The organism is Pseudomonas sp. QLc11A (assembly GCF_052112305.1).
In the GTDB taxonomy this organism is placed as follows: Bacteria; Pseudomonadota; Gammaproteobacteria; order Pseudomonadales; family Pseudomonadaceae; genus Aquipseudomonas; species Aquipseudomonas laurylsulfatiphila.
Window position 1 is genome coordinate 85,117 of the sequence record NZ_JAVAJJ010000007.1, and the last position, 23,912, is coordinate 109,028.

At 51.7% G+C, this 23,912-nt stretch carries 23 protein-coding genes and 2 pseudogenes; 21 read left to right on the forward strand and 4 right to left on the reverse strand.

The window, feature by feature from the left end:
* The first annotated feature begins 85 nt into the window (after positions 1-85).
* Positions 86-1,267: a hypothetical protein gene (locus tag Q8X48_RS12490; RefSeq protein ID WP_095152368.1), complete on the forward strand. Its 1,182-nt coding sequence runs from the start codon at positions 86-88 to the stop codon at positions 1,265-1,267.
* 232 nt (positions 1,268-1,499) lie between these two features.
* A pseudogene (locus tag Q8X48_RS12495) lies at positions 1,500-1,604 on the forward strand (LysR substrate-binding domain-containing protein); the annotation flags it as partial.
* 56 nt (positions 1,605-1,660) lie between these two features.
* Here the strand turns inward: Q8X48_RS12495 and Q8X48_RS12500 are convergent.
* Together Q8X48_RS12500 and Q8X48_RS12505 are read right to left on the reverse strand one after the other, a co-directional pair.
* Positions 1,661-2,296: a LysE family translocator gene (locus tag Q8X48_RS12500; protein ID WP_223531870.1), complete on the reverse strand. Its 636-nt coding sequence runs from the start codon at positions 2,294-2,296 to the stop codon at positions 1,661-1,663.
* Between the two features lie 136 nt (positions 2,297-2,432).
* Positions 2,433-3,050: a helix-turn-helix domain-containing protein gene (locus tag Q8X48_RS12505; protein WP_090454468.1), complete on the reverse strand. Its 618-nt coding sequence runs from the start codon at positions 3,048-3,050 to the stop codon at positions 2,433-2,435.
* 45 nt (positions 3,051-3,095) lie between these two features.
* On the opposite strand from Q8X48_RS12505, the gene Q8X48_RS12510 reads away from it, so the two are divergent.
* From Q8X48_RS12510 to Q8X48_RS12520, 3 genes are all read left to right on the forward strand, one after another.
* The gene (locus Q8X48_RS12510) at positions 3,096-3,791 is read left to right on the forward strand and encodes a B3/B4 domain-containing protein (protein ID WP_218497836.1); all 696 of its coding nucleotides are present in this window, start codon (positions 3,096-3,098) and stop codon (positions 3,789-3,791) included.
* Between the two features lie 244 nt (positions 3,792-4,035).
* Complete coding sequence (locus Q8X48_RS12515) at positions 4,036-4,929, forward strand: dihydrodipicolinate synthase family protein (RefSeq protein ID WP_095153003.1); 894 nt, start codon at positions 4,036-4,038, stop codon at positions 4,927-4,929.
* A gap of 151 nt (positions 4,930-5,080) precedes the next feature.
* A complete protein-coding gene (locus tag Q8X48_RS12520) occupies positions 5,081-5,719 on the forward strand; it encodes an FMN-binding negative transcriptional regulator (protein ID WP_090454472.1) in 639 nt (212 codons plus the stop codon).
* A 358-nt stretch (positions 5,720-6,077) separates the two neighbouring features.
* Here Q8X48_RS12520 and Q8X48_RS12525 read toward each other — a convergent pair whose 3' ends face one another.
* Positions 6,078-6,560 (reverse strand): DinB family protein, encoded by a 483-nt coding sequence (locus tag Q8X48_RS12525; RefSeq protein ID WP_407800214.1) that lies wholly within the window; start codon positions 6,558-6,560, stop codon positions 6,078-6,080.
* A 381-nt stretch (positions 6,561-6,941) separates the two neighbouring features.
* Here Q8X48_RS12525 and thrC point away from each other — a divergent pair, with 381 nt between their 5' ends.
* From thrC to Q8X48_RS12605, 16 genes and pseudogenes are all read left to right on the forward strand, one after another.
* Positions 6,942-8,345, forward strand: coding sequence for a threonine synthase (gene thrC, locus Q8X48_RS12530; protein ID WP_407800215.1), 1,404 nt, complete (start codon positions 6,942-6,944; stop codon positions 8,343-8,345).
* A 14-nt stretch (positions 8,346-8,359) separates the two neighbouring features.
* Positions 8,360-8,797 (forward strand): Lrp/AsnC family transcriptional regulator, encoded by a 438-nt coding sequence (locus Q8X48_RS12535; protein WP_218497838.1) that lies wholly within the window; start codon positions 8,360-8,362, stop codon positions 8,795-8,797.
* 131 nt (positions 8,798-8,928) lie between these two features.
* On the forward strand, positions 8,929-9,978 hold the full coding sequence (locus tag Q8X48_RS12540) for a homoserine dehydrogenase (RefSeq protein WP_123722605.1): 1,050 nt from the start codon (positions 8,929-8,931) through the stop codon (positions 9,976-9,978).
* A gap of 2 nt (positions 9,979-9,980) precedes the next feature.
* Positions 9,981-11,399, forward strand: coding sequence for an aldehyde dehydrogenase family protein (locus tag Q8X48_RS12545; protein ID WP_407800216.1), 1,419 nt, complete (start codon positions 9,981-9,983; stop codon positions 11,397-11,399).
* A gap of 99 nt (positions 11,400-11,498) precedes the next feature.
* Positions 11,499-13,037: an amino acid permease gene (locus Q8X48_RS12550; protein WP_218497840.1), complete on the forward strand. Its 1,539-nt coding sequence runs from the start codon at positions 11,499-11,501 to the stop codon at positions 13,035-13,037.
* Positions 13,038-13,071: 34 nt separating this feature from the next.
* Positions 13,072-14,274 carry a trans-sulfuration enzyme family protein gene (locus Q8X48_RS12555; RefSeq protein ID WP_024777145.1) on the forward strand — a complete coding sequence of 401 codons (1,203 nt, stop codon included), beginning with the start codon at positions 13,072-13,074 and terminating at the stop codon, positions 14,272-14,274.
* 209 nt (positions 14,275-14,483) lie between these two features.
* The gene (locus Q8X48_RS12560; RefSeq protein WP_407800217.1) at positions 14,484-14,801 is read left to right on the forward strand and encodes a DMT family transporter; all 318 of its coding nucleotides are present in this window, start codon (positions 14,484-14,486) and stop codon (positions 14,799-14,801) included.
* Positions 14,802-15,245: 444 nt separating this feature from the next.
* The gene (locus tag Q8X48_RS12565; protein ID WP_218497842.1) at positions 15,246-16,028 is read left to right on the forward strand and encodes a transporter substrate-binding domain-containing protein; all 783 of its coding nucleotides are present in this window, start codon (positions 15,246-15,248) and stop codon (positions 16,026-16,028) included.
* A gap of 57 nt (positions 16,029-16,085) precedes the next feature.
* Positions 16,086-16,814, forward strand: coding sequence for an ABC transporter permease (locus Q8X48_RS12570; protein ID WP_064676932.1), 729 nt, complete (start codon positions 16,086-16,088; stop codon positions 16,812-16,814).
* The gene (locus Q8X48_RS12575; RefSeq protein WP_218497844.1) at positions 16,811-17,521 is read left to right on the forward strand and encodes an ABC transporter permease; all 711 of its coding nucleotides are present in this window, start codon (positions 16,811-16,813) and stop codon (positions 17,519-17,521) included. Before Q8X48_RS12570 ends, Q8X48_RS12575 begins: the two co-directional genes overlap by 4 nt.
* 103 nt (positions 17,522-17,624) lie before the next feature.
* Positions 17,625-18,386 (forward strand): ABC transporter ATP-binding protein, encoded by a 762-nt coding sequence (locus Q8X48_RS12580; RefSeq protein ID WP_024777150.1) that lies wholly within the window; start codon positions 17,625-17,627, stop codon positions 18,384-18,386.
* Between the two features lie 12 nt (positions 18,387-18,398).
* Positions 18,399-18,896, forward strand: a complete 498-nt coding sequence (locus Q8X48_RS12585; protein WP_064676935.1) for an Lrp/AsnC family transcriptional regulator — start codon at positions 18,399-18,401, stop codon at positions 18,894-18,896.
* A 115-nt stretch (positions 18,897-19,011) separates the two neighbouring features.
* Positions 19,012-20,043 (forward strand): annotated as a pseudogene (locus tag Q8X48_RS12590) (HAMP domain-containing protein); the annotation flags it as partial.
* A gap of 72 nt (positions 20,044-20,115) precedes the next feature.
* Positions 20,116-20,901: a methyl-accepting chemotaxis protein gene (locus Q8X48_RS12595; RefSeq protein WP_407800380.1), complete on the forward strand. Its 786-nt coding sequence runs from the start codon at positions 20,116-20,118 to the stop codon at positions 20,899-20,901.
* 413 nt (positions 20,902-21,314) lie between these two features.
* Entirely contained in the window at positions 21,315-21,458 is a 144-nt protein-coding gene (locus Q8X48_RS12600; RefSeq protein ID WP_371318483.1) for a hypothetical protein, read from the forward strand.
* Positions 21,459-21,571: 113 nt separating this feature from the next.
* Positions 21,572-22,750 carry a M20 aminoacylase family protein gene (locus tag Q8X48_RS12605; RefSeq protein ID WP_218497848.1) on the forward strand — a complete coding sequence of 393 codons (1,179 nt, stop codon included), beginning with the start codon at positions 21,572-21,574 and terminating at the stop codon, positions 22,748-22,750.
* A 224-nt stretch (positions 22,751-22,974) separates the two neighbouring features.
* Here Q8X48_RS12605 and Q8X48_RS12610 read toward each other — a convergent pair whose 3' ends face one another.
* Positions 22,975-23,868 (reverse strand): LysR family transcriptional regulator, encoded by an 894-nt coding sequence (locus tag Q8X48_RS12610; RefSeq protein ID WP_407800218.1) that lies wholly within the window; start codon positions 23,866-23,868, stop codon positions 22,975-22,977.
* Between the last annotated feature and the right edge of the window lie 44 nt (positions 23,869-23,912).

Consider the following 23,912-nt stretch of genomic DNA (forward strand, 5'->3'; position numbering starts at 1 on the left):
CCCTACCCCTTTCATCCAGACCGCGCTTTTGCCGTGGCCGGGATGAGTGTTGCCAACAATAAAATAAACAAGAGACGGAGCGACCATGAACTTGAACACCACCCGGGCCTTGCGCTCATTGACCCCGCTGGCGCTGTTGGGGGCCCTTTCCACCCCTGCGATGGCGATCCAGGTCACCGACAACCTCGATCTCGGCGGTGCCGTCCGGGCGCGTTGGGACTATGACCCGGATCGCGACATCCAGAAGTTCAACTTCGACACCGCGATCCTCAGCGCCAAGTACAACTCAGATACCTGGATCGGCGAGGCCCAATACCGTTTCTACGGTCGAGCCTACCCTTACGAGTACACAGAGAATGTCGGTGACGTCCAGTTCGCCGAATTGGCGTGGATCGGCTACAAGTTCAACCCCGACCAGCAGGTTCAAGTCGGCCTGAACCAGCTGCCGTTCGGTTTGCAGCCGTACTTCGGCAGCACGTTCTACCAAACCCTGGGCAGCGTCATAGGACTGGAAGACGTGGAAGAAGTCGGCGCCAAGTACATCCAGCAAAGCGGCGACTGGAATATTCAGGCCGGTTACTACCTGCGCCCCGCTTGGCAGGGTAAAGGCACTAGCAATGGTGAAACCTACTCCACCGTGGTCTCCGAAGCGGACAGCTATGTCATCGACGGCAGCAACAACCAGGAACGCAACACAGTGGTCCTTCGGGTGGCCAAGGCGCTGGACCTGGGACCGTGGAAGTCCGAAGTCGGGATCTCCGGCCTGACCTCGTCCCTGGAGAACCGCGACACCAACAACGATGGCCGGCGCAATGCCATGGCGGTGCACTACATCGGTAAGAACGGCCCATGGGGCGTGCAACTGCAAGCCGCGCGACAGCAGATGTCCCCGCGCAACCCCGGCACCGATGAACTGGTGACTTTCGGCAGTTACGACGCCACCTTCAACGTAGCCAGTCGCGGCAACTTGTACGTGGCGGATGTTAGCTATGACGTCAGCGGCAAGTATCTGTTCGATCAGATCAGCGGTGTGAAGCTGTACGCCAACTACAGCGCCTTCGATAAATCTGCGGACGATTTCAAGACCTCGCAACGGATGATTTTCGGCACATCGTTCTCCCTCAGCAAGCTGTGGATCGCCACGGAATGGTTGTACGGCAAGAATGATCCTGTCATCGGTGGCGGCAGCCTCACCCAGAGTCTGGGGGCTGGTGGTAGTAACCAGTGGGAAAACCAGTTGTACATGAACATCGGTTATTACTTCTGATCCGGATTTTTTGGCAACAGCCCTAACGTCCTTTTCGCGAGCGGGCTCGCTCCCACAGGTTTAGCGCATAATCTGTGGGAGCGAGCCCGCTCGCGAATTCGTCAGTCCAAACAACACGTGCATCAGCCCATCCACTGATAGTCAGATAGGCCCTACAGAACAATCACTACCCCAAGAAAAACAATAAACCTGCCCCACGTAACAACTGAGGCTGGTGCGGAGTCATCCTTTCATGCGTCAAATGCCCTCGCTCAACATGCTGCGAGTCTTTGAAGAAGTCGCACGGAATCGCAGTTTCAGCCAGTCGGCGCTGGGTCTGAACGTTACCCAAGGCGCGTTCAAGTGGCTTACACAATCAATAGACTCTACATGCATAAACAGCCCAGATCCGGGCTAGGAGTGGGAGAACATCAGCTTTACTCCAGCCGCTCCGAAAACTAGCGCAAGGGTACCTTCGATCCATCGGCGTGCTCGGCGATATCCCCGAATCATGGGCGCGGTGGAGAAGATGATCGCATAGCCACAGAAGATAGTGACGCTAAGCACGGCGCAACCGGCCAGAATAATCCCGACCGTTTTTGGCGAAGCGTGCGGACCCAAGCCAAGGGTCATGGTAGCGATCCAGCCGAGCAGCGCCTTAGGGTTTGTGAGATGCATGAACAAGCCGCGCTGATAAAGACTGAAGCCCGAGACTTTTGGCGCGGCAGCTATCTCTTTCTCGAGTCGCTCATTGGACGTTAGAGCAGAGCGGCCTGCTTTGATGGCAAGGAAGAGCAGGTAAGCACCGCCAACCGTTTTTAAGACACCCAGCGCCTGCGCATATTGCGCCAGGACGGCTGAGACGCCCGTGGCTGCCATCGATCCCCAGAAAATCGAACCACTGATCACACCTGCCGCTAGCAGGAGCGCAGGCTGCCTGCCTTGGTGCATCGCGACGCCCATTATTCGCATGTTGCTCGGTCCAGGACTCGCCGCTCCAACAATATAGGCCGTGAATACGAGGAAGAGATGGTGGTAATCAAATGACATTAAAAGCCCCTTAACGAAGTTCTATGCCAGTCAGCGGCTCCGTTATTAGGAGCCCTATGACGGGGCGATGATGGCCGACCATAAGAGCCAACCCGGCGGACTCCTCTGTAAGCTTCAGCGCGATGCTGTCTGAACGTTAAATTTCACGCCCGGATTGGTGGATCTCCGTTACAGACATGGTGAATATCAGTTTTGATTTGCCTTTATTCGAGTAGACATGAGGTACATCTGTTTTTGCTACGGCTGAGCAACCCGCAGAAACGCTCAGTTCGGTATCTCCTACTATGAAGTGGAGTGTCCCTTTCTCCACGTGAAGTAGCTCAGTTGTGCCGTGAGGGTGCCCTGAGGAGGCAAAGTTTTCGCCGGGAAACATTTCCCAGCGCCAAAGCTCAATCATGTTCGGACCACTGGTTCCAGCCAGGAGCCGAGCCGTCCCTCCCATGTTTCCTGTCCAGAGTGTGGGAATATCCTTGCTCTCGATGAGGTGGGCAGATGGGGCGTCGGACACGTTTACGACATCAGCAACTGAAAGGCCCAAAGCAGCAGCGATTTTGCACAGGATCGCGATGCTTGGGTTAGCCGTGCATTTCTCTATCTCGACCACCATGCCCTTGCTGACACCGGAGCGACGGGAAAGCTCGTCGAGAGTGATTTTCCGCTTCTTCCGTTCCTGTTTGAGCCTACGGGAAACTGCCTCGCTAACGGTTTGAACGTCGGCCCCGGTGTTGGTCGGTATATTGACTATTTTGGTCATTGATCGCTAGTATGAAGTGAAATTTAGGATTAAAGGGATTCTCTGATGCTGTCCGTACTGCCGTCAATCGACCAAGACGTAATCAATTTGGCACCTGAGTTCAGAGCGCTCAGCATTGTGGTCGAAGCTGCACCAATCGCCAATCCAGATATTGGCAAGGACGCTTTGGCTCGAGCCTGTCAATCAGTCACGGCGGGTGGTGCACTGTGGGCAGACGCTCACCTGACCGCTTGGGCGGATCTCTTCCGAAAATTCGGTGCCAAGCCGCAGCGCACCCCTTGCTCAGCTGAAGCTCTTCGCAAACGGGTCCTGCGTGACGGCAGTCTGCCGAGTATCGATCCAGTGGTTGATCTCTATAACGCCATCAGCATTGAATACGCAGTTCCGGTCGGCGGTGAGAACGTCGAAGCCTATGTGGGCTCGCCGCGACTCGCTGTTGCTGATGGATCGGAACCTTTCGACACCATGAAAGAAGGCGCTCCAGCCCACGAATATCCTGATTCTGGCGAGGTTGTTTGGCGAGACGATAAAGGGGTGACTTGCCGTCGTTGGAATTGGCGACAGGGTGTCAGAACACGGCTCAGTGCAGACGCGAAGCACATGTGGTTCATTCTGGAAAGTCTGCCGACAATGCCGCTCGAGGCATTGACTGAAGCGGGTGACAAGCTGATAGAAGGCCTGCAACTGATGATGCCAGGCGCTCAGATTGAGAGTGTGCTTATCGGTCCAGGTGCCAATTAGTACATAAGCGAGAGGGTACGGGCTGCTTGTGTGGATGCATACGGGGTTATGTCCAATCTCGCCTCGCACGCAGCCTTTTTATCGGTGGCATTCATGCCCCCCCCCACATCACCTTGAAAAAGCCTGCAGCTGAATCGAAGAAATCTCCATGGCGCATGGTGTCGATTATTGAGCGATGTATGCTTCGGAGTCCGTCCGTCCTGTGGTGATCTAATTGCAGAATCACACAATGGAGTCCTGAACTATGTTTACCGGTCTTAGTGCATTTCCTTTGACGCCAATGAATGAGCAGGGTGTGGATGAAGGAGCATTTGCTCGCCTTGTGGAGCAACTGGTGGCTGCAAAAGTGGATTCTATCGGTGCGCTCGGATCTACAGGAAGCTATGCGTACCTTTCTCGGATTGAACGCTCACGAGTTACGCAGTTGGCAGTAGAGGCAGCCGGGAATGTTCCCGTCATGGTAAGTATTGGGTCGCTGCGGACGCGTGATGTGCTGTTGCTGGCAGAGGATGCGCAGAAGGTGGGAGTCAAGGCATTGTTGCTGCCACCCGTTTCCTATCAGAAGCTAACAGCTGAAGATGTTTTTTCCCTGTACGAAACGGTCACCGCCAATATCTCCGTCCCGCTATGCGTCTATGACAACCCCGGCACCACCCATTTCGAATTTACTGATGAGCTTCACGGGCGCATTGCCCACCTGCCGAATGTGCACTCGATCAAGATCCCTGGCGTTCCTGAAGCACCAGATCAGGCCAAGGCACGAGTCGATCGCCTTCGGGCACTGATTCCGGAGCACGTAACGATCGGGGTAAGCGGGGATGTATTTGCTGCTACTGGATTGAACGCAGGCTGTCAGGTCTGGTACTCCGTCATTGGGGGCTTGTTCCCGAAAACAGCCCTGGCAATCACGCGTGCTGCGTTGTCGGGTAACGCCAAAGAAGCGACTCGCCTTTCCGAATCTTTGAAGCCTCTATGGGCCCTCTTTACACAATTTGGGGGAAGCTTGCGCGTTGTTGCAACGGCGGCCGAGCTTCGTGGATTCACCCACTCTCCGAGCTTGCCATTGCCACTCAGAACCATCAGTGGAGCAGGGCGTCAGCAAATTGCTGCGGTGATCGACGAGCTCGAACTGAGCTGAGCAGTAAGTGCTGCGAACGCATCCGAAACGCCAAGCTGCATCTTTACAATGATACAGCTCAGCAGGCGCGGTAGGGCCGATGTTTAGTCGGCTTTGACCGGCGCAGTGGCCCTAATGTTGAGCGAGCAGATCAGTTATAGGAGCAAAGTAAATGTACATCCCCCCTCAGTTTGAAGAGTCTCGTGTTGGCGTTTTGCAAGAAGTCATTATGCGAAATCCGCTTGGGTCACTTGTCACTTGTTCGGGTGATGGGATTGACGCCAATCACCTACCTTTTGAACTTGTACTCCGCAGCGGAGCGCTTGGGGTGCTGCAGGCGCATGTGGCGCGGAATAACCCCCTATGGCATGAAGTCGCCCAGGGCAGTGAGGTGTTGGTGATATTTCGAGCTCAAGATGCGTATATATCGCCGCAATGGTATCCGAGCAAACAGGATTTCCATCAGCAAGTCCCCACTTGGAACTACCGGGTCGTGCACGCATTTGGTCGTGTGACGTTTCACGATGATGCACAGTACGTGCGTCGTGTCGTAGCAAAGCTGACCAAGTCTCATGAAGCAACTCAGCCCACACCTTGGAAAATGACCGATAGTCCCAAGGAGTACATAGATGCCATGCTGAAAAAAATTGTAGGGGTCGAGATCGAAATCACGAGGCTGGTGGGGAAATTCAAGCTCGGTCAGGATGAGGAAGCCCGTGATATCCGAGGTGCTGGCGATGCTTTGGTCTCGCGTAATGAGCGAGGAATTGGATTAGCCATGCTTGAGTGCGCTGATAATAAAGACATTTAGCATCTTCCTTCCCACTTACAAAAAGGCGCCTACTGAAATAAAGGAGCATTTCTATTCGTGACACGCTCCTCATAAAAATCGTAGGCACTTATGAATTTTCTTTGCAGTGAGGACGCCTCAGCAGAAGGTGGCTTGCTGAGGCATTTTTTTGAGATCGCTGCTTCGGGCCGGCAGGCCGGCTTACTCAGTTTGAATCACACCGAAGCCTCGTTCGACATTTGAGCGGAATTGTCTCAGGTTCCTTTTATGCATCCAGCGCTCGTCATATTGGGGGCAACTGGTGCTTGATCGGGTATGCAGAACATCGAAAAATTTCCTATTACGTATCATCGCCATACATGGGCCGGCCCATCAGTGCCTAGAGCTTCAAAAACGTTGTGAAATGGTCCTTGTGATCCAGCAGGAGCTCACCAGGCAAGATAGTCGCCACACTTCCTCGATGCTGCAATCCGTGTGATAGCACGTGTGCAAGAACCTGCTCTTTCGTCATGTTGCCTGGTTTTCCATCCTTGAAAATAAACGCAACCGGATCAGACAGTTCGATTGCAGTGATCGACTGGGTGTAGTTCACAAACCATTGATTCGCTGAAGAAAAGCACTCTTCCAGTCGACCTAGGTCTTGTTTCTGTTCGGTCAGGATGGAGTCAAATTCATCCGGTTTTCCCTGCAGTCTGGCAATGAACAGTTGGTCAACAATATTGATATGGGCTAGCCAGTAGAGTGCTTCCTCCATTTCGGTTGGAAATTTTTTTGCCGCGGGGGCTTTCAAGCACTTGAACAGTTCCTCCTCAGACCATGCCTTGTATTTGTAAAGCGAATGAAGAAGGTTCGTGGCACTCATGGCGTTCTCCTGGATTTCTAATTTTCTGGCTGCCCTGGACCTTCTGATGGGAATGCGGATAGGGCTCCTTCCCGCAGGGGAATAGCCGTGCACGGTCGGATAGATGGGATAGTCACTATATTGACTTTTTTAGTCAATAGTTGGTAGCTTGAACGGCAAGCGACGAAAGTGGCCGTGTGGTAGCTGAGTGATGGGTGATTGGCCTGGCGCGGGTGATGTGCGACCCCTCACCATCTGCGTTTGCAGATGACGATGATCTCGCTCAACGCTTCAGAAGAAGGCCTCACATTTCACAGGAAAGGCTCACTGCAGCACTGAATTTCAGCAGGGCGCCGCCTTACGGGTGGAAGGCTCAGAAAAGGCGAGAGGGTGTCTCAAATCATGAAGTACGTCAGCACACGGACGCCTGGTAAAGAATTCGAGTTCAGCGAGGTCCTCATGGGGGCGTACGCACCGGATGGTGGGCTTTTCGTTCCTAGCAAGGTTCCTCGCTTCAAAAGCGATGATCTCCTGAAGCTTGAATGGCTACCATTTCACGAACTGGCACGTCATGTGATCGAGCCGTTCCTAGGTGACTATATCCCTCAAAATGAACTGTCTCGAATTCTTGAGGAGACATTTGACCGTTTTAAAAGTAACGCCGTTGCGCCGCTCTATCAGACGGCTACCAATGAGTGGGTATTAGAACTATTCCATGGTCCGGCAGGGGTCTATCAAGACTTCGGTCTCCAATTGATGTCTCGTCTGGTTGAATACTCTTTACTAAAGTCCGGAAAGAAAGCGCTTGTCGTTGGCTGCACTGGTGGAGACACCGGTGTCGCGGCCATCAAAGCCTTCAATGGCATGGAAGGTGTGACTGTGATTGTTCTGCATCCTTCCAGAGGAATAACAGATGAACATCGGCGTCGCTTATTAGGCGCTGCCGAAGAAAATGTTGTAAATATCTTGGTTGAGGGTGATTACGCCGATTGTCATCAGCTGTGCGAAAAATTTCACAGAGGCATTAACGAAACAGGTCAACAATTAATATCTTTCAATTCGGTGAATTGGGTGAGGGTGCTGGCGCATCTGTCCTTCTACTTCTACTCGTCGCTTCAATTAGGTGCGCCTAAAAGAGAGGTGGCGTTCAGTGTGCCTACCGGAAATTTTGGTGCTCTCTATGCAGGCTATATTGCAAGGGAAATGGGGTTGCCCATCAGGCAGCTAATTGTAGCAACGAATACCAACGCGGGTTTGCATGACTTTCTTCAGTCTAACCTCTATAGGTGTAATGAGATTCGTATTACCAACACGCCTTGCATGAATGTGTCGTTAGCCTCTAATTTCGAGCGGCTGCAATGGAGCATTCTCAATAGGTGCAGTGATAAAGTGGCTAGAAATATGGAGCTACTAGAGACGGATGGCCAAATTCAACTGGAACAGGATGAGTGGTTAGAGGCGCGAAAGCTATTTGATTCTTTGGCGGTAGAGGATGCAGAGGCATTTTCCTGTATTCATGAAGTCTTTGTTAAAAGTGGTTACTTGATCAGTCCTAATACCGCGATTGGATTACGAGCTGCGCGAATTAACAGGCGTAGCTTACTGACACCAATGATCTGCTTGGCCACGACGCATCCTTCAAGCTCTGCCTCAGTTCTGGCTGAAGCCGATGTTCAATCTCCAATAAGTGTGGTGAGTGCTCACCCCTTCTCTAATGACGAATGCATTTCAATTTCCAATGATGTTGGCATCCTTACGGAACTCATCAAGACGATATCCCAAGACACGAAGTCTCGCTCGCTATAATCCTGGAGTTAGAGATGAAGCGCGTTTTAGATAAGACGGATGAAAAAATACTGGAAGAGCTTACTCGTAATGCTCGACTTGCGCATAACGACATTGCCATGAAAGTTAATTTGTCTAGGAATGCTGTCAGGCTCAGGATTGAACGGTTGGAGCGGGACGGATATATCAGGGGTTATACCATAATCAAAGGTGGGCCACCTTCCGAGGTTGCGCCAATTAATGCCCTTATTTTTGTGTATCGAAAAGACCGAATGCGTGGTGCTGAAGTAGTGCGTTCAATTGTCTCAATGCCTGAGGTCGTGTCCTGCAATGTAATGAGTGGTGACCTGGATATCGTAGTGACAGTTGAAGCGGCAAGTTCGGATTGTATTCATCGGGTCTGGAGCGACATATCCACGTTGCCAGGAGTTCTGAATACGGTTACGTCTTTTGTATTGTCTTGCACGAAGTAGGTTGCTAGGAAATCAAAACGCTCTCTCCTGCGAGCATTTTGCTCGCAACAATGATCGGTTTGCCATATTCGTATGAGCACTGCTGCAGTTTAGTATTTCAGTACCGAAAACATAACAATGAGGCCCATGTCGTGACTGAATATAAAATTGCTTTGCTTGGTTTTGGTGGTGTAAACCGTGCGTTGACGCAGCTCATTGCAGATAAGAACGAGCACTGGGCTAATGAATTTGGTTTTAAGCTAAAAATTGTTGGTGTCAGTGATCTTTACTTTGGCTCCATCATCAACAAGAACGGGTTGGATGCCCACGAATTGGCCGCAGTTCCTGCTGTAAAAGGGGGGTTTAGAACATTGCCAGCGGGCAGTGCTGAGCCTGCAAATGAGACGGTTATCCGTTTCTCGGGGGCCGATCTTATCGCCGAGGCGACGTTCACCAACCCTGTAGACGGAGAGCCAGCTACGACTTTCTGTCGCTGGGCTCTGGAAAAAGGTATCAGTGTGGTCACCACCAACAAAGGGCCGGTGGCGTTGCACGCTGAAAGCCTGAAAGCATTGGCCAGAAGCACCGGTGCCCAATTCGAGTTTGAAGGCTCGGTAATGAGCGGCACCCCCGTCATTCGTCTGGCTAAAGAGTCGCTGGCCGGCTCGGAAATCAGCGGGTTTAAGGGCATCTTGAATGGTACGTCCAATTTCGTACTTTCTAGCATGGAAGAAGGTCTCGACTTCTCTGATGCAGTCGCCAAGGCTCAGGAACTCGGTTACGCAGAAGCTGACCCCACTGCAGACGTGGAAGGGCATGATGTTCGTCTTAAAGTAGTCATTTTGGCGAATGAGCTTCTGGGGGCGAAGTTGACTCCGAGCGATGTCCTTTGCAAAGGCATCTCGGGGATCACGTCAAAAGATATCGCCGAAGCAACGAAAGCCAATGCCCGGTGGAAACTAATTGGCAGCGCGGAAAAAATGAGCAATGGCTCCATCACTGCATCTGTTAGTCCTCAATTGTTGCCTCAGGGGGACGCACTGGCCGGTGTGAGTGGTGCAACGAATGCAATTACATTTAATACAAATGTTCTGGGCCCGGTAACGGTTGTCGGAGCGGGTGCAGGTCGGTTTGAAACAGCATTCGCCTTACTCTCGGATATCGTCAGCATTCACAAGAACAAAACTAAGATAGGTAAGTGATCATGAATAGCTTGAGTCTTTCGCTCGCTGTTGATTATAAAACCATAACAGTTTTGAGTCCGTATGATGGCGCTGCAGTTGGAGAGGTGACGGACATACCCGCTTCATTTGCCACTGCGATCATTGATACGGCGAAGCTTGGTGCGCTGATTGCCAAAGAACTTCCAAGGCACGAACGTGCTCGCATACTGGAAAAAACCGCTGCTTTGGTTGAGAGCGACAAGGAGGCGTTTGCCAGTCTGATTGTTGCCGAGTCGGGAAAAACGATCAAGCAGGCGAGAAAGGAGGTTTTACGCTGCGTCAATACGCTGAAACTGTCCGCTGAGGAGGCCAAGCGTAATGCTGGCGAAGTGATTCCGTTTGACTCCTATGTAGGATCTGAGTCCCGTCAGGGATGGTTTACTCGGGAGCCTTTGGGGGTAATTGTTGCAATTACCCCATACAACGACCCACTCAACTTGGTCGCTCACAAGTTGGGGCCTGCGATCGCTGGCGGTAATGCTGTTGTACTCAAACCCTCTGAGCTCTCTCCGTTATCTGCCATTAAGCTGGTGGCTTGCCTGAACGCTGCGGGTCTCCCTCCTGCGGTCGTGTCCATTGCAACTGGGGGGGCTGCGCTGGGCAAGGCACTGGTCGCTCATCGAGCGGTACGTATGGTTTCCTTCACGGGCGGTTTTGTTACCGGTGAGCAGATCTCTCGCAATGCAGGCCTTAAAAAACTGGCGATGGATTTGGGGGGCAATGCCCCGGTTATCGTCATGGGCGATTGTGATCTGAATGAAGCCGTTGAGTCCTGTGTATCAGGCGCTTTTTGGGCGGCCGGGCAAAATTGTATCGGTACCCAACGAATTCTTGTTGAAGAGACAATATATGAGGAGTTCAAAAAGAAATTCGTTGTGAAGACAAGTGCTTTAGTCGTGGGAAATCCTGCTGACGAAAGCACGGATGTTGGGCCAATGATTACTGAAGCTGCTGCAAAACGCACTGAAAAAGTAGTTATCGAGGCAATGGATAAAGGGGCTAACCTGTTATTTGGTAATATACGCCAAGGCTCGCTTTACTCTCCGACGGTCCTGGAGAATGTTAGCCAAAGCTGTAAAGTTTGGTGTGAGGAAGTATTTAGTCCGGTTGTCATTCTTCAACGCGTGGCCTCGCTTGATGAGGCGCTGACACTGGCTAATGAACCAGAATACAGTTTGCATGCGGGTATTTTCACCAGCAATTTGAATGTCGCCATGAAAGCAGCTAAACGACTCGAAGCCGGCGGCGTCATGATTAATGACTCATCTGACTATCGTTTTGATGCAATGCCATTTGGTGGTTCAAAATACGGCAGCATGGGGCGTGAAGGTGTGCGTTTCGCGTATGAAGATATGACGCAACCAAAAGTGATCTGCTTAAACGGTGTTGGCGGAAGTTGATTAAAGGATCGATGTGAATCCCTAGGATTAAATCGGGTCCTCGGCAAGGCTCTTCTGGTCGGTAGAGCCTTGCCCAATACAACAATAAAAGGTAACAAAATGAGTGTGAATGATCTTAATCCCACACGCGTGCCATCGTCTGGTGTAACTCGAAAGAGAGACTTCAGCGCAGAAGATGCGGGCTATCAAAAGGTGCTCAAGCCTCGCCAGGTTCAGATGATTGCCATAGGGGGGGCAATCGGAAGTGGTCTATTCATGGGCGCAGGCGCACGACTCGCCGAAGCCGGACCCTCGCTTGTGTTTGTCTATGCAATCTGTGGCTTTTTTGCGTGGTTCATCATTCGGGCTATGGGCGAACTGGTGATGTATCGCCCATCCTCGGGCTCGTTCGTCTCCTATGCTCGAGAGTTCTACGGTGAGAAATGGGCTTTTGCCGTGGGATGGATGTACTGGACTGACTGGGTAATGGTTGCCATTGCAGATCTCACAGCGACAGCGCTCTACCTGAATTTCTTCAAAGCCTATGTCCCTTTCATGGGCGACATCCCTCAATGGTCCTTGGCACTGGGAGCATTGGGTTTTGTTACTGCGATTAACCTTGTCTCGGTAAAAATTTTTGGTGAACTCGAATTCTGGTTTGCCCTGATCAAGGTGGCTGCATTAACGACCTTCCTTGGGATCGGCATTTACATGGTGCTGTTCGGCACTCCGCTGCCAGGCCATGAGGTCGGATTCAAACTGATTTCTGACAATGGCGGTTGGTTCCCATCAGGCCTCTTGCCCGCCGTAATCATGATCCAGGGGGTGATATTTGCGTATGGCAGTGTGGAGTTGGTTGGTACTGCAGCTGGCGAAGCCCAAGACGTCGCTACAGTCATGCCGAAAGCCATTCGGGCAGTTGTTTTCCGCATTATTGTTTTTTACGTTGGTTCTGTATTGCTGTTGGCAATGCTGCTCCCCCACACAGCGTACTCGGCGGGGGTAAGCCCGTTTGTGACTTTCTTCGGCTCGCTGGGGATCAAGGGTGCAGACGCGATTATGAACATGGTCTTGATTACCGCGGCCGTGTCTTCTCTGAACGCTGGCATTTACTCCACTGGCCGGGTGCTTCGCTCGCTGGCAATCAACGGATCAGCCCCTAGCTTCCTGGCCAAGATGAACCGTCAAGGTGTTCCGTTCGCTGGCATCATGCTGACGACCGTTGCTTCACTAATTGGTGTCGTACTTAACGCCATTGTTCCGGGGGAAGCCTTTGAAATCGCGCTGACACTCACTGCCGTTATGTTGATCGGTTCGTGGTCAACAATCGTCCTGTGTCAGATCAAACTCTTCAAATACTCCCAGCAAGGTGATCTGGAGCGTCCGGGGTTTCGAATGCCGTTTGCGCCTTACAGTGGTTACGCGACTTTGGGGTTCTTCGGTTTGGTTCTGGTTCTTATCGCATTCGATTATCCCGTAGGTACGTACTCGATTGCTTCGCTGCCGTTTTATGCCACCGCCCTTGTTGTTGGTTGGTACATGGTTCGTGGCCGTGTTCGTGCAATTGAGAGTGGTGAATTAGTCTTTGACGAAAATCAAGAATTGGTCCGAGCAGATCAGACCAACCGTCCTTCTTTCACTCACCTTCAGAATCAATGACACCCAACAAAAAATAACTTTGGAGGAAATAGACATGCGTCCTGACAAAAAGAATCTGTCCACACTTTCGGCGGCTACACTCGCAGTTCATGGTGGTAACGTAACCGACACCACTACTGGTGCTGTTCGCACTCCGCTGGTAATGGCTAACTCTTATCTCTTGCCTGAAGATCCGGCCACGATGGACTGGTCTAGCCCAGACGGCCTTGTGTACACGCGGAACCAGGGGCATAACCAGGTATGCCTTGAAAAGAAACTTGCTGCACTCGAAGGCTGCGAGGCTGCGGTTGTATTTGCTACCGGCGTAGCCGCTTTGCATTCAGTGTTTTTCTCTTTCTTGAAAAGCGGTGACCACGTCATTGTCAGTGATATTACGTATCAGGCTGTATGGCGTCTTTTCGCGGAGCTTTTGCCTGAGCGTTATGGCATTGAAGCCACATTTGTCGACGTAGGTGACCTAGAGGCTGTTCGCCAAGCGATCCGCCCTAATACCAAACTGATCCATACCGAGACGATTGCTAATCCAACCACTAAGGTTGCAGATATCGCTGCGCTGGCTGAAATTGCCCATGCACACGGGGCACTGATTTCCGTCGATGCTACTTTCACTCCACCTCCGTTTTTCCGTGCCAGTCAGCACGGGGTCGACCTGGTCGTCCACTCTCTGACGAAGTATATCAATGGCCATGGTGATGCCATGGGCGGGGTGGTTATCGGTTCCACTCAGATGATTACCAAGATCAAGAATGACGCTCTTGTTGACCTCGGCGCGACCATCTCTCCATTTAACGCCTGGATGATAATGCGCGGTTCAGTCACGCTGCCTCTGCGACTGAAACAACTTCTAAATACGGCTGAAAAATTGGCTGAGTTTCTCAATTCGGATGATCGTATAGCCTATATCTACTATCCGGGGCTTCCGTCCCACCCGCAGCATGAACTAGCCCGTCGGCAATTTGCAGGCAAGGGATATGGGGCGATGATGGCTTTTGCAGTAAAGGGCGATCCGGATACTCAGAATCGGTTCGTTTCGAATCTGCGCATCATCACTTCTGCAGTATCCCTCGGGCACGATGAGTCCCTCATCGTTCATGTGGGTGCGGAAGGCCGAGGCGGCTTTGACAAGTACCCTGAAGAGTTCCGTACCTACGGTCACCTTCGGTTTTCGGTGGGGCTCGAAGATCCGGACGATTTGATCAAAGATATTTCCCTGGCCTTGGACGAGACATTCAAATGATCTGAACGCAAAAAAATTGGTGGCACCTTTAGCGTTGGATGTACGGCATTGCTCAAAATATGGTCTGGTCGGTAACCCTCCTTTGCCCCCGTACCAGCGGGGGCTTTTTTAAGAGCCCGATCCATTGTTTTTATTTTCAGGGGCGCGGCCCCAATACTTGTAGGTTGTATTCGTCTTGGTCGTGACGGATCTTTCAATGGAGGCTTATCATGGCTTGGATATGTTTAATATTTGCAGGGGTACTTGAAGTTGTTTGGGCTTTCTCCATGAAGCAATCTGAAGGTATGACCAAGCTTGGGCCGACTGTTGTTACCTTGGTCATGCTAATGGCAAGTTTTGCGCTCCTATCATTTTCCATGAGAAGTCTACCGCTTGGTACTGCTTATACAATTTGGACTGGCATTGGTGCTGTTGGCGCGTTTGCAGTGGGTATCATCTTTCTAGGGGAACCTGCCAGCCTTATGCGAGTTGTCGCAGCTGTCTTAATTGTCAGCGGTCTTCTAATGATGAAGCTGGCTTCAGCTTGATTTTTTCTGTTTCGGTTAGAAAATAAATGATAAGAGTTGGAGTGACGCCTCAGCATTTCCTGAGGGGGTTCATGCGCTGATTTTTTGTTTACCTTTGCAAAACAGGTTTTCAGTCAAGCAGATTGCTCTCTGTTACGAGCGGTTTGCTCATAACATTGATCTGTTTGCCATATTTGGATGAGCGAGCCATCGGCGTACTATCAGTGTCCAGTACCAGGACATGAGGTCTTGATTATGAGTGAATATAAAATTGCTTAGGAGGTGTATAGCTAAATTTCTATTGCCGTTGATTGCGTAACGCTTGCCACAGCTCTTAAATGGGTGTGCAGTAATGCAACTATTGCGGGGGTTTATATCCGAAATGTAGTTGCCGAAAGAAGAATCGTTAAAGTCGTCAAATCGTTCACTGCCCTTAATCAAACTACAACATCTAGGGATTCTCATATGATTTCGCTTCGAAAGCTCTTCGTGTTAGCACTTTTCCCACTTTGCGCAAATGTCGCTCTGGCCAAGGAGTACAAAGAACTGCGTTTTGGCGTTGATGCTTCTTACGCACCATTCGAATCTAAAGCCGCAGATGGTAGTCTTACGGGGTTTGATATCGATCTGGGTAATGCAATCTGTGCCAAATTGAAGGTCAAATGTACGTGGGTCGAGAGCGATTTCGACGGCACGATTCCTGGCCTGAAGGCCAACAAATTCGATGGCATTCTCTCTTCCATGACGGTGACCCCAGCCCGCGAGAAAGTCATTGACTTCTCAAATGAGCTGTTCTCCGGCGCAACCTCTTATGTGTTCAAGAAAAACTCTGGTCTGAGCGAAGAGGTTACTTCCCTTAAGGGCAAGACCGTAGGCTATTTGCAAGGAAGTATCCAGGAAGCCTATGCCAAAGCGGTTCTGGATAAGGCTGGTGTCAAAACTCAGGCCTATCAGAACCAGGATCAGGTTTACTACGACCTGGTTTCCGGTCGCCTCGATGCGGCGATCCAGGACATGCTGCAAGCTCAGCTGGGTTTTTTGAATTCCCCCCAAGGCACTGGTTATGAAGTCAGCAAGCCCGTTGACAGCGAGTTACTGCCAGCCAAAACAGCTATTGGTATCTCTAAAGGTAACAAAGACCTCAAGGCCTTTTTGGATAAGGGCATCCAAGCGTTACACGATGACGGTACCTATGACTTAATCCAGAAAAAACACTTCGGTGATCTGAATCTCTATAGCGGCAAGTAAGGCCCGGGTGCCCGTCCTTGGGGCGGGCGCTTTATTATCGCGATAGGTTCCTGAATTATGTTCGAAATACTGTTGCAGGCCCTCGGGCTCTCCACATACAGCATGAAAGGGTTCGGTCCTCTGTTGCTGGAGGGCGCCTGGATGACCGTCAAGTTGTCAATACTCTCGCTGCTGTTGAGCGTGCTGCTTGGTCTTATCGGGGCCAGTGCCAAACTTTCCAGTGTCAAACTCCTGCGAATCCCAGCACAGCTCTACACTACCCTGATTCGCGGGGTGCCGGACCTAGTGCTGATGCTACTGATCTTTTACAGCCTGCAAACCTGGTTGACCGGGATCACGCAGGCACTGGATTGGGAATACATAGAGATCAATCCGTTTGTTGCCGGGATCATCACGCTGGGGTTTATCTACGGGGCCTATTTCACTGAGACTTTTCGCGGGGCGATGCTAGCCGTGCCCCGTGGACAGGTGGAAGCGGCCACCGCCTATGGCTTAAGTCGCACTCAGCGCTTTCGCTTTGTGGTCTTCCCGCAAATGATGCGTTTTGCTTTACCGGGTATTGGTAATAACTGGATGGTCATCCTCAAAGCCACTGCACTGGTGTCGATCATAGGCCTTGCTGACTTGGTAAAGGCAGCCCAGGACGCTGGTAAAAGCACCTATCAATTGTTCTATTTTCTGGTCTTGGCAGCGCTTATTTATTTGGTGATTACCAGTACTTCAAACTATGTCTTGCGTTGGTTGGAACGGCGTTATGCGGCAGGTTCCCGGGAGGCTGTACGATGATCGAACTCTTGCAGGATTACTGGAAGCCTTTTCTCTATAGCGACGGCCACCAGATCACGGGGCTAGCCATGACTTTGTGGTTGCTCAGTGCCTCAATCTTCATCGGATTTTTGGTGTCGGTCCCGTTATCCATTGCCCGGGTTTCATCCAAGTGTTACCTACGCTGGCCCGTACAGTTCTACACCTACCTGTTTCGGGGAACGCCGCTCTATATCCAGTTGCTGATTTGCTACACCGGGATCTACAGCCTGGCTGCAGTTCGTGCACAACCGGTGCTCGATGCATTTTTTCGCGACGCGATGAACTGCACCATCCTTGCGTTTGCGCTGAACACCTGCGCTTACACCACGGAGATTTTCGCCGGAGCAATTCGCAACATGGCCCATGGCGAAGTCGAAGCTGCGAAGGCCTATGGCCTGACAGGTTGGAAGCTCTATGCCTACGTGATCATGCCATCGGCGCTACGTCGCTCGTTGCCGTACTACAGCAACGAAGTAATTCTGATGCTGCATTCGACCACCGTGGCCTTCACTGCAACCGTCCCGGACATTCTGAAAGTTGCTCGCGACGCCAACTCGGCGACCTTTCTGACCTTTCATTCGTTCGGTATTACTGCGCTGATTTACTTGGTGGTTACCTTCGCGCTTGTCGGACTATTCCGCATCGCCGAGCGCCGTTGGTTGGCTTTCCTTGGTCCGGCTCATTAGGGCTTGGTACTCCATATGGCCGCTCATTAGGCCTCGGGCTTTGTCGCCGGCTGTCACAGCTGCACAGCGACGCCACATTTTCCCTTAGAGGATGATTGCGCACATGTACAAATTGACTGTTGAAGAACTGCACAAGAGTTACGGTAACCACGAAGTACTCAAGGGCGTATCTCTGAAAGCCAAAACTGGTGATGTGATCAGTTTGATCGGCGCCAGTGGGTCAGGCAAAAGTACCTTCCTGCGCTGCATCAACTTTCTCGAAACACCCAATGACGGAGCCATGAGCCTGGACGGCAAGCAGATTCGCATGGTCAAAAACCATCATGGCATGCAGGTGGCCGATGCCGCTGAGTTGCAAAGGCTGCGCACCCGTCTAGCCATGGTCTTCCAGCACTTCAATCTGTGGGGCCACATGACCGTTCTGGAAAACATCACGATGGCCCCGCGCCGGGTGCTGGGTGTCAGCAAAAAAGATGCCGAAGATCGTGCCCGACGTTATCTGGACAAGGTGGGGCTGCCAGCGCGCGTTGCGGAGCAGTTTCCAGCATTTCTCTCTGGCGGTCAGCAACAGCGAGTGGCGATTGCACGAGCATTAGCGATGGAGCCGGAAGTTCTGCTGTTCGACGAACCGACGTCGGCGCTGGATCCTGAACTGGTGGGCGAAGTACTAAAGGTGATTCAGGGCCTGGCCGAAGAAGGCCGGACCATGATCATGGTGACCCACGAAATGAGCTTTGCCCGCAAGGTGTCGAGCCAGTTACTGTTTCTGCATCAAGGCCGAGTCGAGGAGCAGGGTGGGGCAGAGATTCTGGATAACCCGCGCAGCGAGCGCCTTCAACAATTTCTGTCTAATGGACTGAAGTGAATAGAGTTAACAATGAAAAGGAAGGAAAAAAATCCCGATTTTTCACGAACATTGGGGCGTATTGATGAGGCTATCATTGACGTATTACGCCATGACGGGCGCATCACGTACCAGAAACTAGCAACACTTGTGCACCTGACCGCAAGCCCTTGCCAGGAACGCGTACGCAAGTTGGAGAGGCTAGGGGTGATTCGCGGTTATGGTGCGTTCATCGATGTGCAAAAGGTCTCACCGGGATTGTCACTACAGGTATTGGTCGCTATATCGAGCCAGAATCGGCGCACTGCACAAAAAGCCTTCGAAGCATGTGTAGATAGCTGTTCTCAGGTCTTGGAATGCCATCTTATCAGTGGTCCGTTCGACTACAGCCTGCGTATGCACTGTACAGATATGAAGCACTATCGTGCGCTTACGGAAGTTTGGTTGGAGAATGAGGACCTGTGTATCGACAAACTGGTTGCCTACCCTGAATTGGCTGTTGTTAAACATTCGTCCACACACCACGACTAGCGGTGTAGTATAAAAGATACGGGCTACGCATGAGATGAACTGGCGCAGGTCTTAAAGGCCTGCGGTTGGAGTTAAATAATAAAAACAGAAATTTTTAATCTCGGGTAAATTTCCAATGACTGTCCACTTAAGGTTCAGCCACAAAGTTCTGCTCGCCGCATCGCTCGTAGTCATTGCAGCATTCTCATTATTCACACTGTACAACGATTATTTTCAGCGTGACGCTATACATACAAACCTCGAAAGCCACCTTGAGGGGATGAGCAAAATTGCTGCAAGCAATGTCCAAGCTTGGCTGTCTGGACGTGTTTTGCTGATAGACACCGTCGCTCAGACTGTTGCCAACGACAATACGCCGGACAGTGTGGTGCGCCTGCTGGAACAGAAGACGCTGCTTTCAACATTTAACTTCACCTATCTTGGGGGTATCGACGGCAGCTTTGCGATGCGACCAAAAGACGAATTGCCCGCCGATTATGACCCGCGTACCCGGCCTTGGTACAAGGATGCGATGGCAGCTGGTGGTACGACTTTGACTGAGCCGTACCTGGATGTATCCACTGGCCAGTTGATGATGACCATCGCTACTCCGGTTCACCATGGAAACCAACCTCTCGGTGTGGTCGGTGGTGACCTGACTTTGGATACCCTGGCGAAAATTGTCAGTTCGCTCGATCTGGGCGGCATCGGTTATGCCTTCCTAGTCAGTGCCGACGGCAAGATACTTGCTCACCCGGATAAAGACTTGGTGATGAAAAATCTTATCGATATCTATCCGCAAGACACACCCGCTATCAGCACCCATTTCAGTGAGACTGAGCAGGCGGGTGTTCCTTATATTCTGATGTTCTCGCCGATCAAGGGGCTGCCCTCGGTCAACTGGTATATCGGTTTGTCCATCGACAAGAAAAAAGCCTACCAGGCGTTAGGCGATTTCCGTGCTTCAGCTATTTTCGCCACTCTGATTGCCGTGCTAATCACGTTGCTTCTACTGGGCATGCTAATCCGCGTACTGATGCAACCTCTGAGGTTAATGGGCAAAGCCATGCGCGATATAGCCCAGGGGGAGGGGGACCTGACCCGACGTTTGGCCGTGCATTCTCAAGATGAGTTTGGAGAATTGGCCAGCGACTTCAACCTTTTCGTGGAGCGAATCCAACATTCAATACGCGAAGTCTCATCAGCGACCGAACAAGTCAACGAAGTGGCAAAGCGAGTGATGTTTGCCTCCAGCTCATCCATAGCAAATTCCGACGAACAGGCCAATCGCACCAACAGCATTGCAGCAGCGATCAACGAGCTGGGTGCAGCCGCTCAGGAAATCGCGTGTAATGCCGGTGATGCCTCACTTCAGGCGTCAGATGCACGCCTTCAGGCTGAGGGTGGCCGGCAAGTGGTAGCTCAGACGATCAACGCCATGAACGAGTTGTCAGGAAAAATTCGTGCATCCTGCAGCAACATAGAGACGCTTAATGGTAAGACGGTGAGCATTGGTCGGATCCTTGAAGTGATCAAGGGCATTTCCGAACAGACCAACCTACTAGCGCTCAACGCCGCTATCGAGGCTGCGCGGGCGGGCGAGGCAGGTCGCGGTTTCGCTGTGGTGGCGGATGAAGTACGCAGTCTTGCCTACCGCACTCAGATATCGGCACAAGAAATTCATACGATGATTGAGGAGCTTCAGGTCGGCGCTCGTGAGGCGGTTTGCACCATGAGCGAAAGCGAGCGCTATAGCCATGAAGGTGTGGTTATCGCCAACCAGGCTGGCGAGCGACTAGGGAGCGTTACTCAGCGTATTGGCGAAATTGATGGCATAAATCAGTCTGTAGCCACTGCTACTGAAGAGCAGACCGCTGTAATCGACTCGTTGAATATGGACATCACCGAGATCAAATCCCTCAACCAAGAAGGCGTGGAGAATCTCCAGGCCACCTTGCTCGCCTGTGATGACCTTAAGCAACAAGCCAGCCGACTCAAACATCTGGTGGATAGCTTCCGTACTTAAGTTGAATACATCGAACGCTGTTGATTATTAATAGTTTTTCCTGCTCAGTGGGAACCCCGAGTTCTTGATACTGAGGGCCCATTGAGCAAACTGAATCGCATCGCGTTTCGGATGTATCTCCTTGCCTTAAACGAGGCCAACTCAAAAAGCTATGAGCAAATCGAACTACTTCGAGGCATTAAAATTCAATCACTCGATCAACAATATCCGACCTTTACGTGACCCGGGTTAACGATGGAACGAACTACACATAATGCTGCCTTTCTCAATCGGGTGATTCACCTACAAGCATCGTTCCTCGCAGGCCTGGGCGGAAACGAAAAGCCTATCTCACGTTTTTGTCGGAGCTAAGTGTTCATGCGCGTGAATTTCTGCGTAATAGACTTCAGTGTCAACCAAGTGATATCGAGGACTTGCTACAAGAAACATTCTTGGCCGTGTATAGCAGGCGCGAAACGTACCTCCCAGATCAACCAGCGACGGCTCAGGTATTTGCCATTGTGCGCTACAAACTCGCTCGAGGTGGGCGCGTCATGATGCGTTTCACGACTCGCTAGACAATACAGCTGCCTGCCAGTGATTGAGCAGAGTTTGCAGCACTTAACGTTGATGAGCTTTATATCCTCGCACTTTGCAGGCGAGCCTCCCTTACATGAAACAGGTGAAGTCCATGACCGTTCGACCCATGCTGCCGGGTATCCGTGCCATTGAAGCTGAAATGATTGAGTTGCGCCGTCAGCTTCATGCTTATCCGGAGCTCAGCCTTAAGGAGTTCAAAACCTCAGATCTGGTTGCTGCCAAGCTCGAGTCGTGGGGGTTTGAGGTGCATCGTGGTTTTGGGGGGACTGGTGTTGTAGGGCGTTTTCAGCAAGGTTGTGGAAGTAAGGTCATTGGTATTCGGGCAGATATGGATGCACTGCCGATTCAGGAGCAGACCGGATTGCCTTATGCGAGCCAGCATCCAGGCGCCATGCATGCCTGTGGTCATGACGGCCATACTGCAATGCTGCTGGCTGCCGCGCAGCACCTAGCCAACAGCCGGCAGTTCGACGGTACGCTGGTGGTCATCTTTCAGCCCGCCGAAGAAAGCGATGGGGGCGCGCAGAAAATGCTGGATGATGGTCTCCTGGAGCGATTTCCCTGTAATGCGTTGTTCGGTATGCACAACATGCCTGGGTTGCCAGTAGGGAAGTTGGGTTTTCGGGCCGGACCGTTCATGGCCTCCACCGATACGGTTGAAATTCGAATTGATGGTACGGGCGGGCATGGCGGAATGCCACATAAAGCCATTGACCCCATACTTACTGGAGGGGCAATTGTCATGGCACTGCAGAGTATTGTGTCGCGCAATACGGATCCTCTGGAGACGGCGGTGATCACTGTGGGCTCCTTTCATTCTGGTGAGGCGCCCAATGTCATTCCGGGGCATGCAGTACTCCAACTATGTGTGCGCGCCTTGAAGCCTAACGTTCGTGCCGACCTTCTCAAGCGGATTGTCCAGGTTGCCCAAGCTCAAGCGCTTAGCTTCGGTGCCAGTGTCAGTGTGGAGGTTGATAGGGAAGAATCATTGCCACCCTTGATCAATGATCCTCAGCTTACTGCGTTTGCCCGACAGGTCGCTGTTGATTGGTTGGGTGAAGAGGGGGTGATTCAAGACATGGCACCTATTGCTGCCAGTGAAGATTTTGCAGTGATGCTTGAGCATTGTCCTGGCAGCTATCTCTTTATCGGTAATGGTGATGGGGAAGGGGGGTGCATGGTGCATAACCCTGGGTACGACTTCAACGATGACTGCCTGGGGACGGGGGCTAGTTACTGGGTTCGGTTAGTTGAACAATTTCTGGTTTGAGCTGGTTGAGATCAGGTGCAGTACTTACCCGATCCAGTAGCATTTGTGAGTGAGAGACAGGAGCAGCACAGTCACCAGCGCAATGATCGCGGCACTGGTGAAAACCAGGGATTGCCTCCCCGGCAAGCCCCCCATGAATAAAGAAAGTAACTGTCCGGAAAAAATCGCAATTGAACGGTACGCAAGGTTACGTTCCATCTGAAATACGTCACTCTGCTCAACGGTCATGTGGTTGTCGGTCCAGGCCAGGAACGTTGAAGTGCTTCATTCAAAAAGCGGGTGAAGGCTTGCACCCGAGCGGTATGTCTCAGGTCCTGATGGGTGAGGACCCACAGTCCCGTTTTGAGGGCGTTGATTCCTACGAACGGGACCCGCTCTAGCCCGGGGGTTGAATCTCCCAAATAGCAGGGAAGTGCGGCTATTCCCAAGCCCCCCAGCGCTGCTTGCCTAAGGGTGACCAAAGAGTCGGCCTTGAAAACAATGGACGTTGCAGGAACGCTGGCACGCAGCCATTTTGCAATATCCATTTGACCAAGTGCGAGATCCGGGGCAAGCCATCGATTGAAGTGCGCTGGATCAACGCTCCCATGACGCTGAGAAAATCCCCTGGCAGCGTAAACGGCAAACCCGACATCGGCGATACGCCTACCGATCAATGCGTCGGGAGGACTGTCACTGGTTCGTATTGCTACATCTGCATGCCGTTGGGCCAGATCGCTGATGAAATTGCCGGTGGTGACTTCAAGTGATATCTCGGGATGGAGTTCACTGAATCCTCCAAGTGCCTCCGGTAAAATGGATGCCATTAAAGTATCGCAGGTGGTAATGCGGAGTATGCCCTCCAATCGCAGATCCTTGCCTTCGAGTTTGCGGGACAGTTCGCTGACGGCGATATTCATGATTTGTGCTGTCTGCAGTAATTCTTCTCCGGCGTCAGTCATTGTGTAGCCGGTCGAGAGGCGATCAAATAGTCGAAATGCATGAAGTTTTTCGAAGGCATTGATACGCCTCAGCACGGTGGTGTGATTAAGATGAAGTGCGCGTCCGGCGGCGGCAAAAGACTTGTGTTCGGCAACGGCAAGTATCAGGCGCAGATCGTCCCAGTCCCAAGTGTGCATATATGCAGTCCGTAATAGCTAAATTGCAGATTGTAGGGTTGCTG

Excerpts from the sequence above, each read along its gene's own strand:
- Q8X48_RS12510 (WP_218497836.1), top strand. The coding sequence starts at position 3,096 with ATGCTGTCCGTACTGCCGTCAATCGACCAAGACGTAATCAATTTGGCA.
- Q8X48_RS12565 (WP_218497842.1), top strand. The coding sequence starts at position 15,246 with ATGATTTCGCTTCGAAAGCTCTTCGTGTTAGCACTTTTCCCACTTTGC.
- Q8X48_RS12505 (WP_090454468.1), bottom strand. The coding sequence starts at position 3,050 with ATGACCAAAATAGTCAATATACCGACCAACACCGGGGCCGACGTTCAA.
- Q8X48_RS12580 (WP_024777150.1), top strand. The coding sequence starts at position 17,625 with ATGTACAAATTGACTGTTGAAGAACTGCACAAGAGTTACGGTAACCAC.
- Q8X48_RS12550 (WP_218497840.1), top strand. The coding sequence starts at position 11,499 with ATGAGTGTGAATGATCTTAATCCCACACGCGTGCCATCGTCTGGTGTA.
- Q8X48_RS12605 (WP_218497848.1), top strand. The coding sequence starts at position 21,572 with ATGACCGTTCGACCCATGCTGCCGGGTATCCGTGCCATTGAAGCTGAA.
- Q8X48_RS12595 (WP_407800380.1), top strand. The coding sequence starts at position 20,116 with ATGTTTGCCTCCAGCTCATCCATAGCAAATTCCGACGAACAGGCCAAT.
- Q8X48_RS12535 (WP_218497838.1), top strand. The coding sequence starts at position 8,360 with ATGAAGCGCGTTTTAGATAAGACGGATGAAAAAATACTGGAAGAGCTT.
- Q8X48_RS12500 (WP_223531870.1), bottom strand. The coding sequence starts at position 2,296 with ATGTCATTTGATTACCACCATCTCTTCCTCGTATTCACGGCCTATATT.
- Q8X48_RS12520 (WP_090454472.1), top strand. The coding sequence starts at position 5,081 with ATGTACATCCCCCCTCAGTTTGAAGAGTCTCGTGTTGGCGTTTTGCAA.
- Q8X48_RS12490 (WP_095152368.1), top strand. The coding sequence starts at position 86 with ATGAACTTGAACACCACCCGGGCCTTGCGCTCATTGACCCCGCTGGCG.
- Q8X48_RS12560 (WP_407800217.1), top strand. The coding sequence starts at position 14,484 with ATGGCTTGGATATGTTTAATATTTGCAGGGGTACTTGAAGTTGTTTGG.
- thrC (WP_407800215.1), top strand. The coding sequence starts at position 6,942 with ATGAAGTACGTCAGCACACGGACGCCTGGTAAAGAATTCGAGTTCAGC.
- Q8X48_RS12555 (WP_024777145.1), top strand. The coding sequence starts at position 13,072 with ATGCGTCCTGACAAAAAGAATCTGTCCACACTTTCGGCGGCTACACTC.
- Q8X48_RS12610 (WP_407800218.1), bottom strand. The coding sequence starts at position 23,868 with ATGCACACTTGGGACTGGGACGATCTGCGCCTGATACTTGCCGTTGCC.
- Q8X48_RS12585 (WP_064676935.1), top strand. The coding sequence starts at position 18,399 with ATGAAAAGGAAGGAAAAAAATCCCGATTTTTCACGAACATTGGGGCGT.
- Q8X48_RS12545 (WP_407800216.1), top strand. The coding sequence starts at position 9,981 with ATGAATAGCTTGAGTCTTTCGCTCGCTGTTGATTATAAAACCATAACA.
- Q8X48_RS12570 (WP_064676932.1), top strand. The coding sequence starts at position 16,086 with ATGTTCGAAATACTGTTGCAGGCCCTCGGGCTCTCCACATACAGCATG.
- Q8X48_RS12515 (WP_095153003.1), top strand. The coding sequence starts at position 4,036 with ATGTTTACCGGTCTTAGTGCATTTCCTTTGACGCCAATGAATGAGCAG.
- Q8X48_RS12525 (WP_407800214.1), bottom strand. The coding sequence starts at position 6,560 with ATGAGTGCCACGAACCTTCTTCATTCGCTTTACAAATACAAGGCATGG.
- Q8X48_RS12575 (WP_218497844.1), top strand. The coding sequence starts at position 16,811 with ATGATCGAACTCTTGCAGGATTACTGGAAGCCTTTTCTCTATAGCGAC.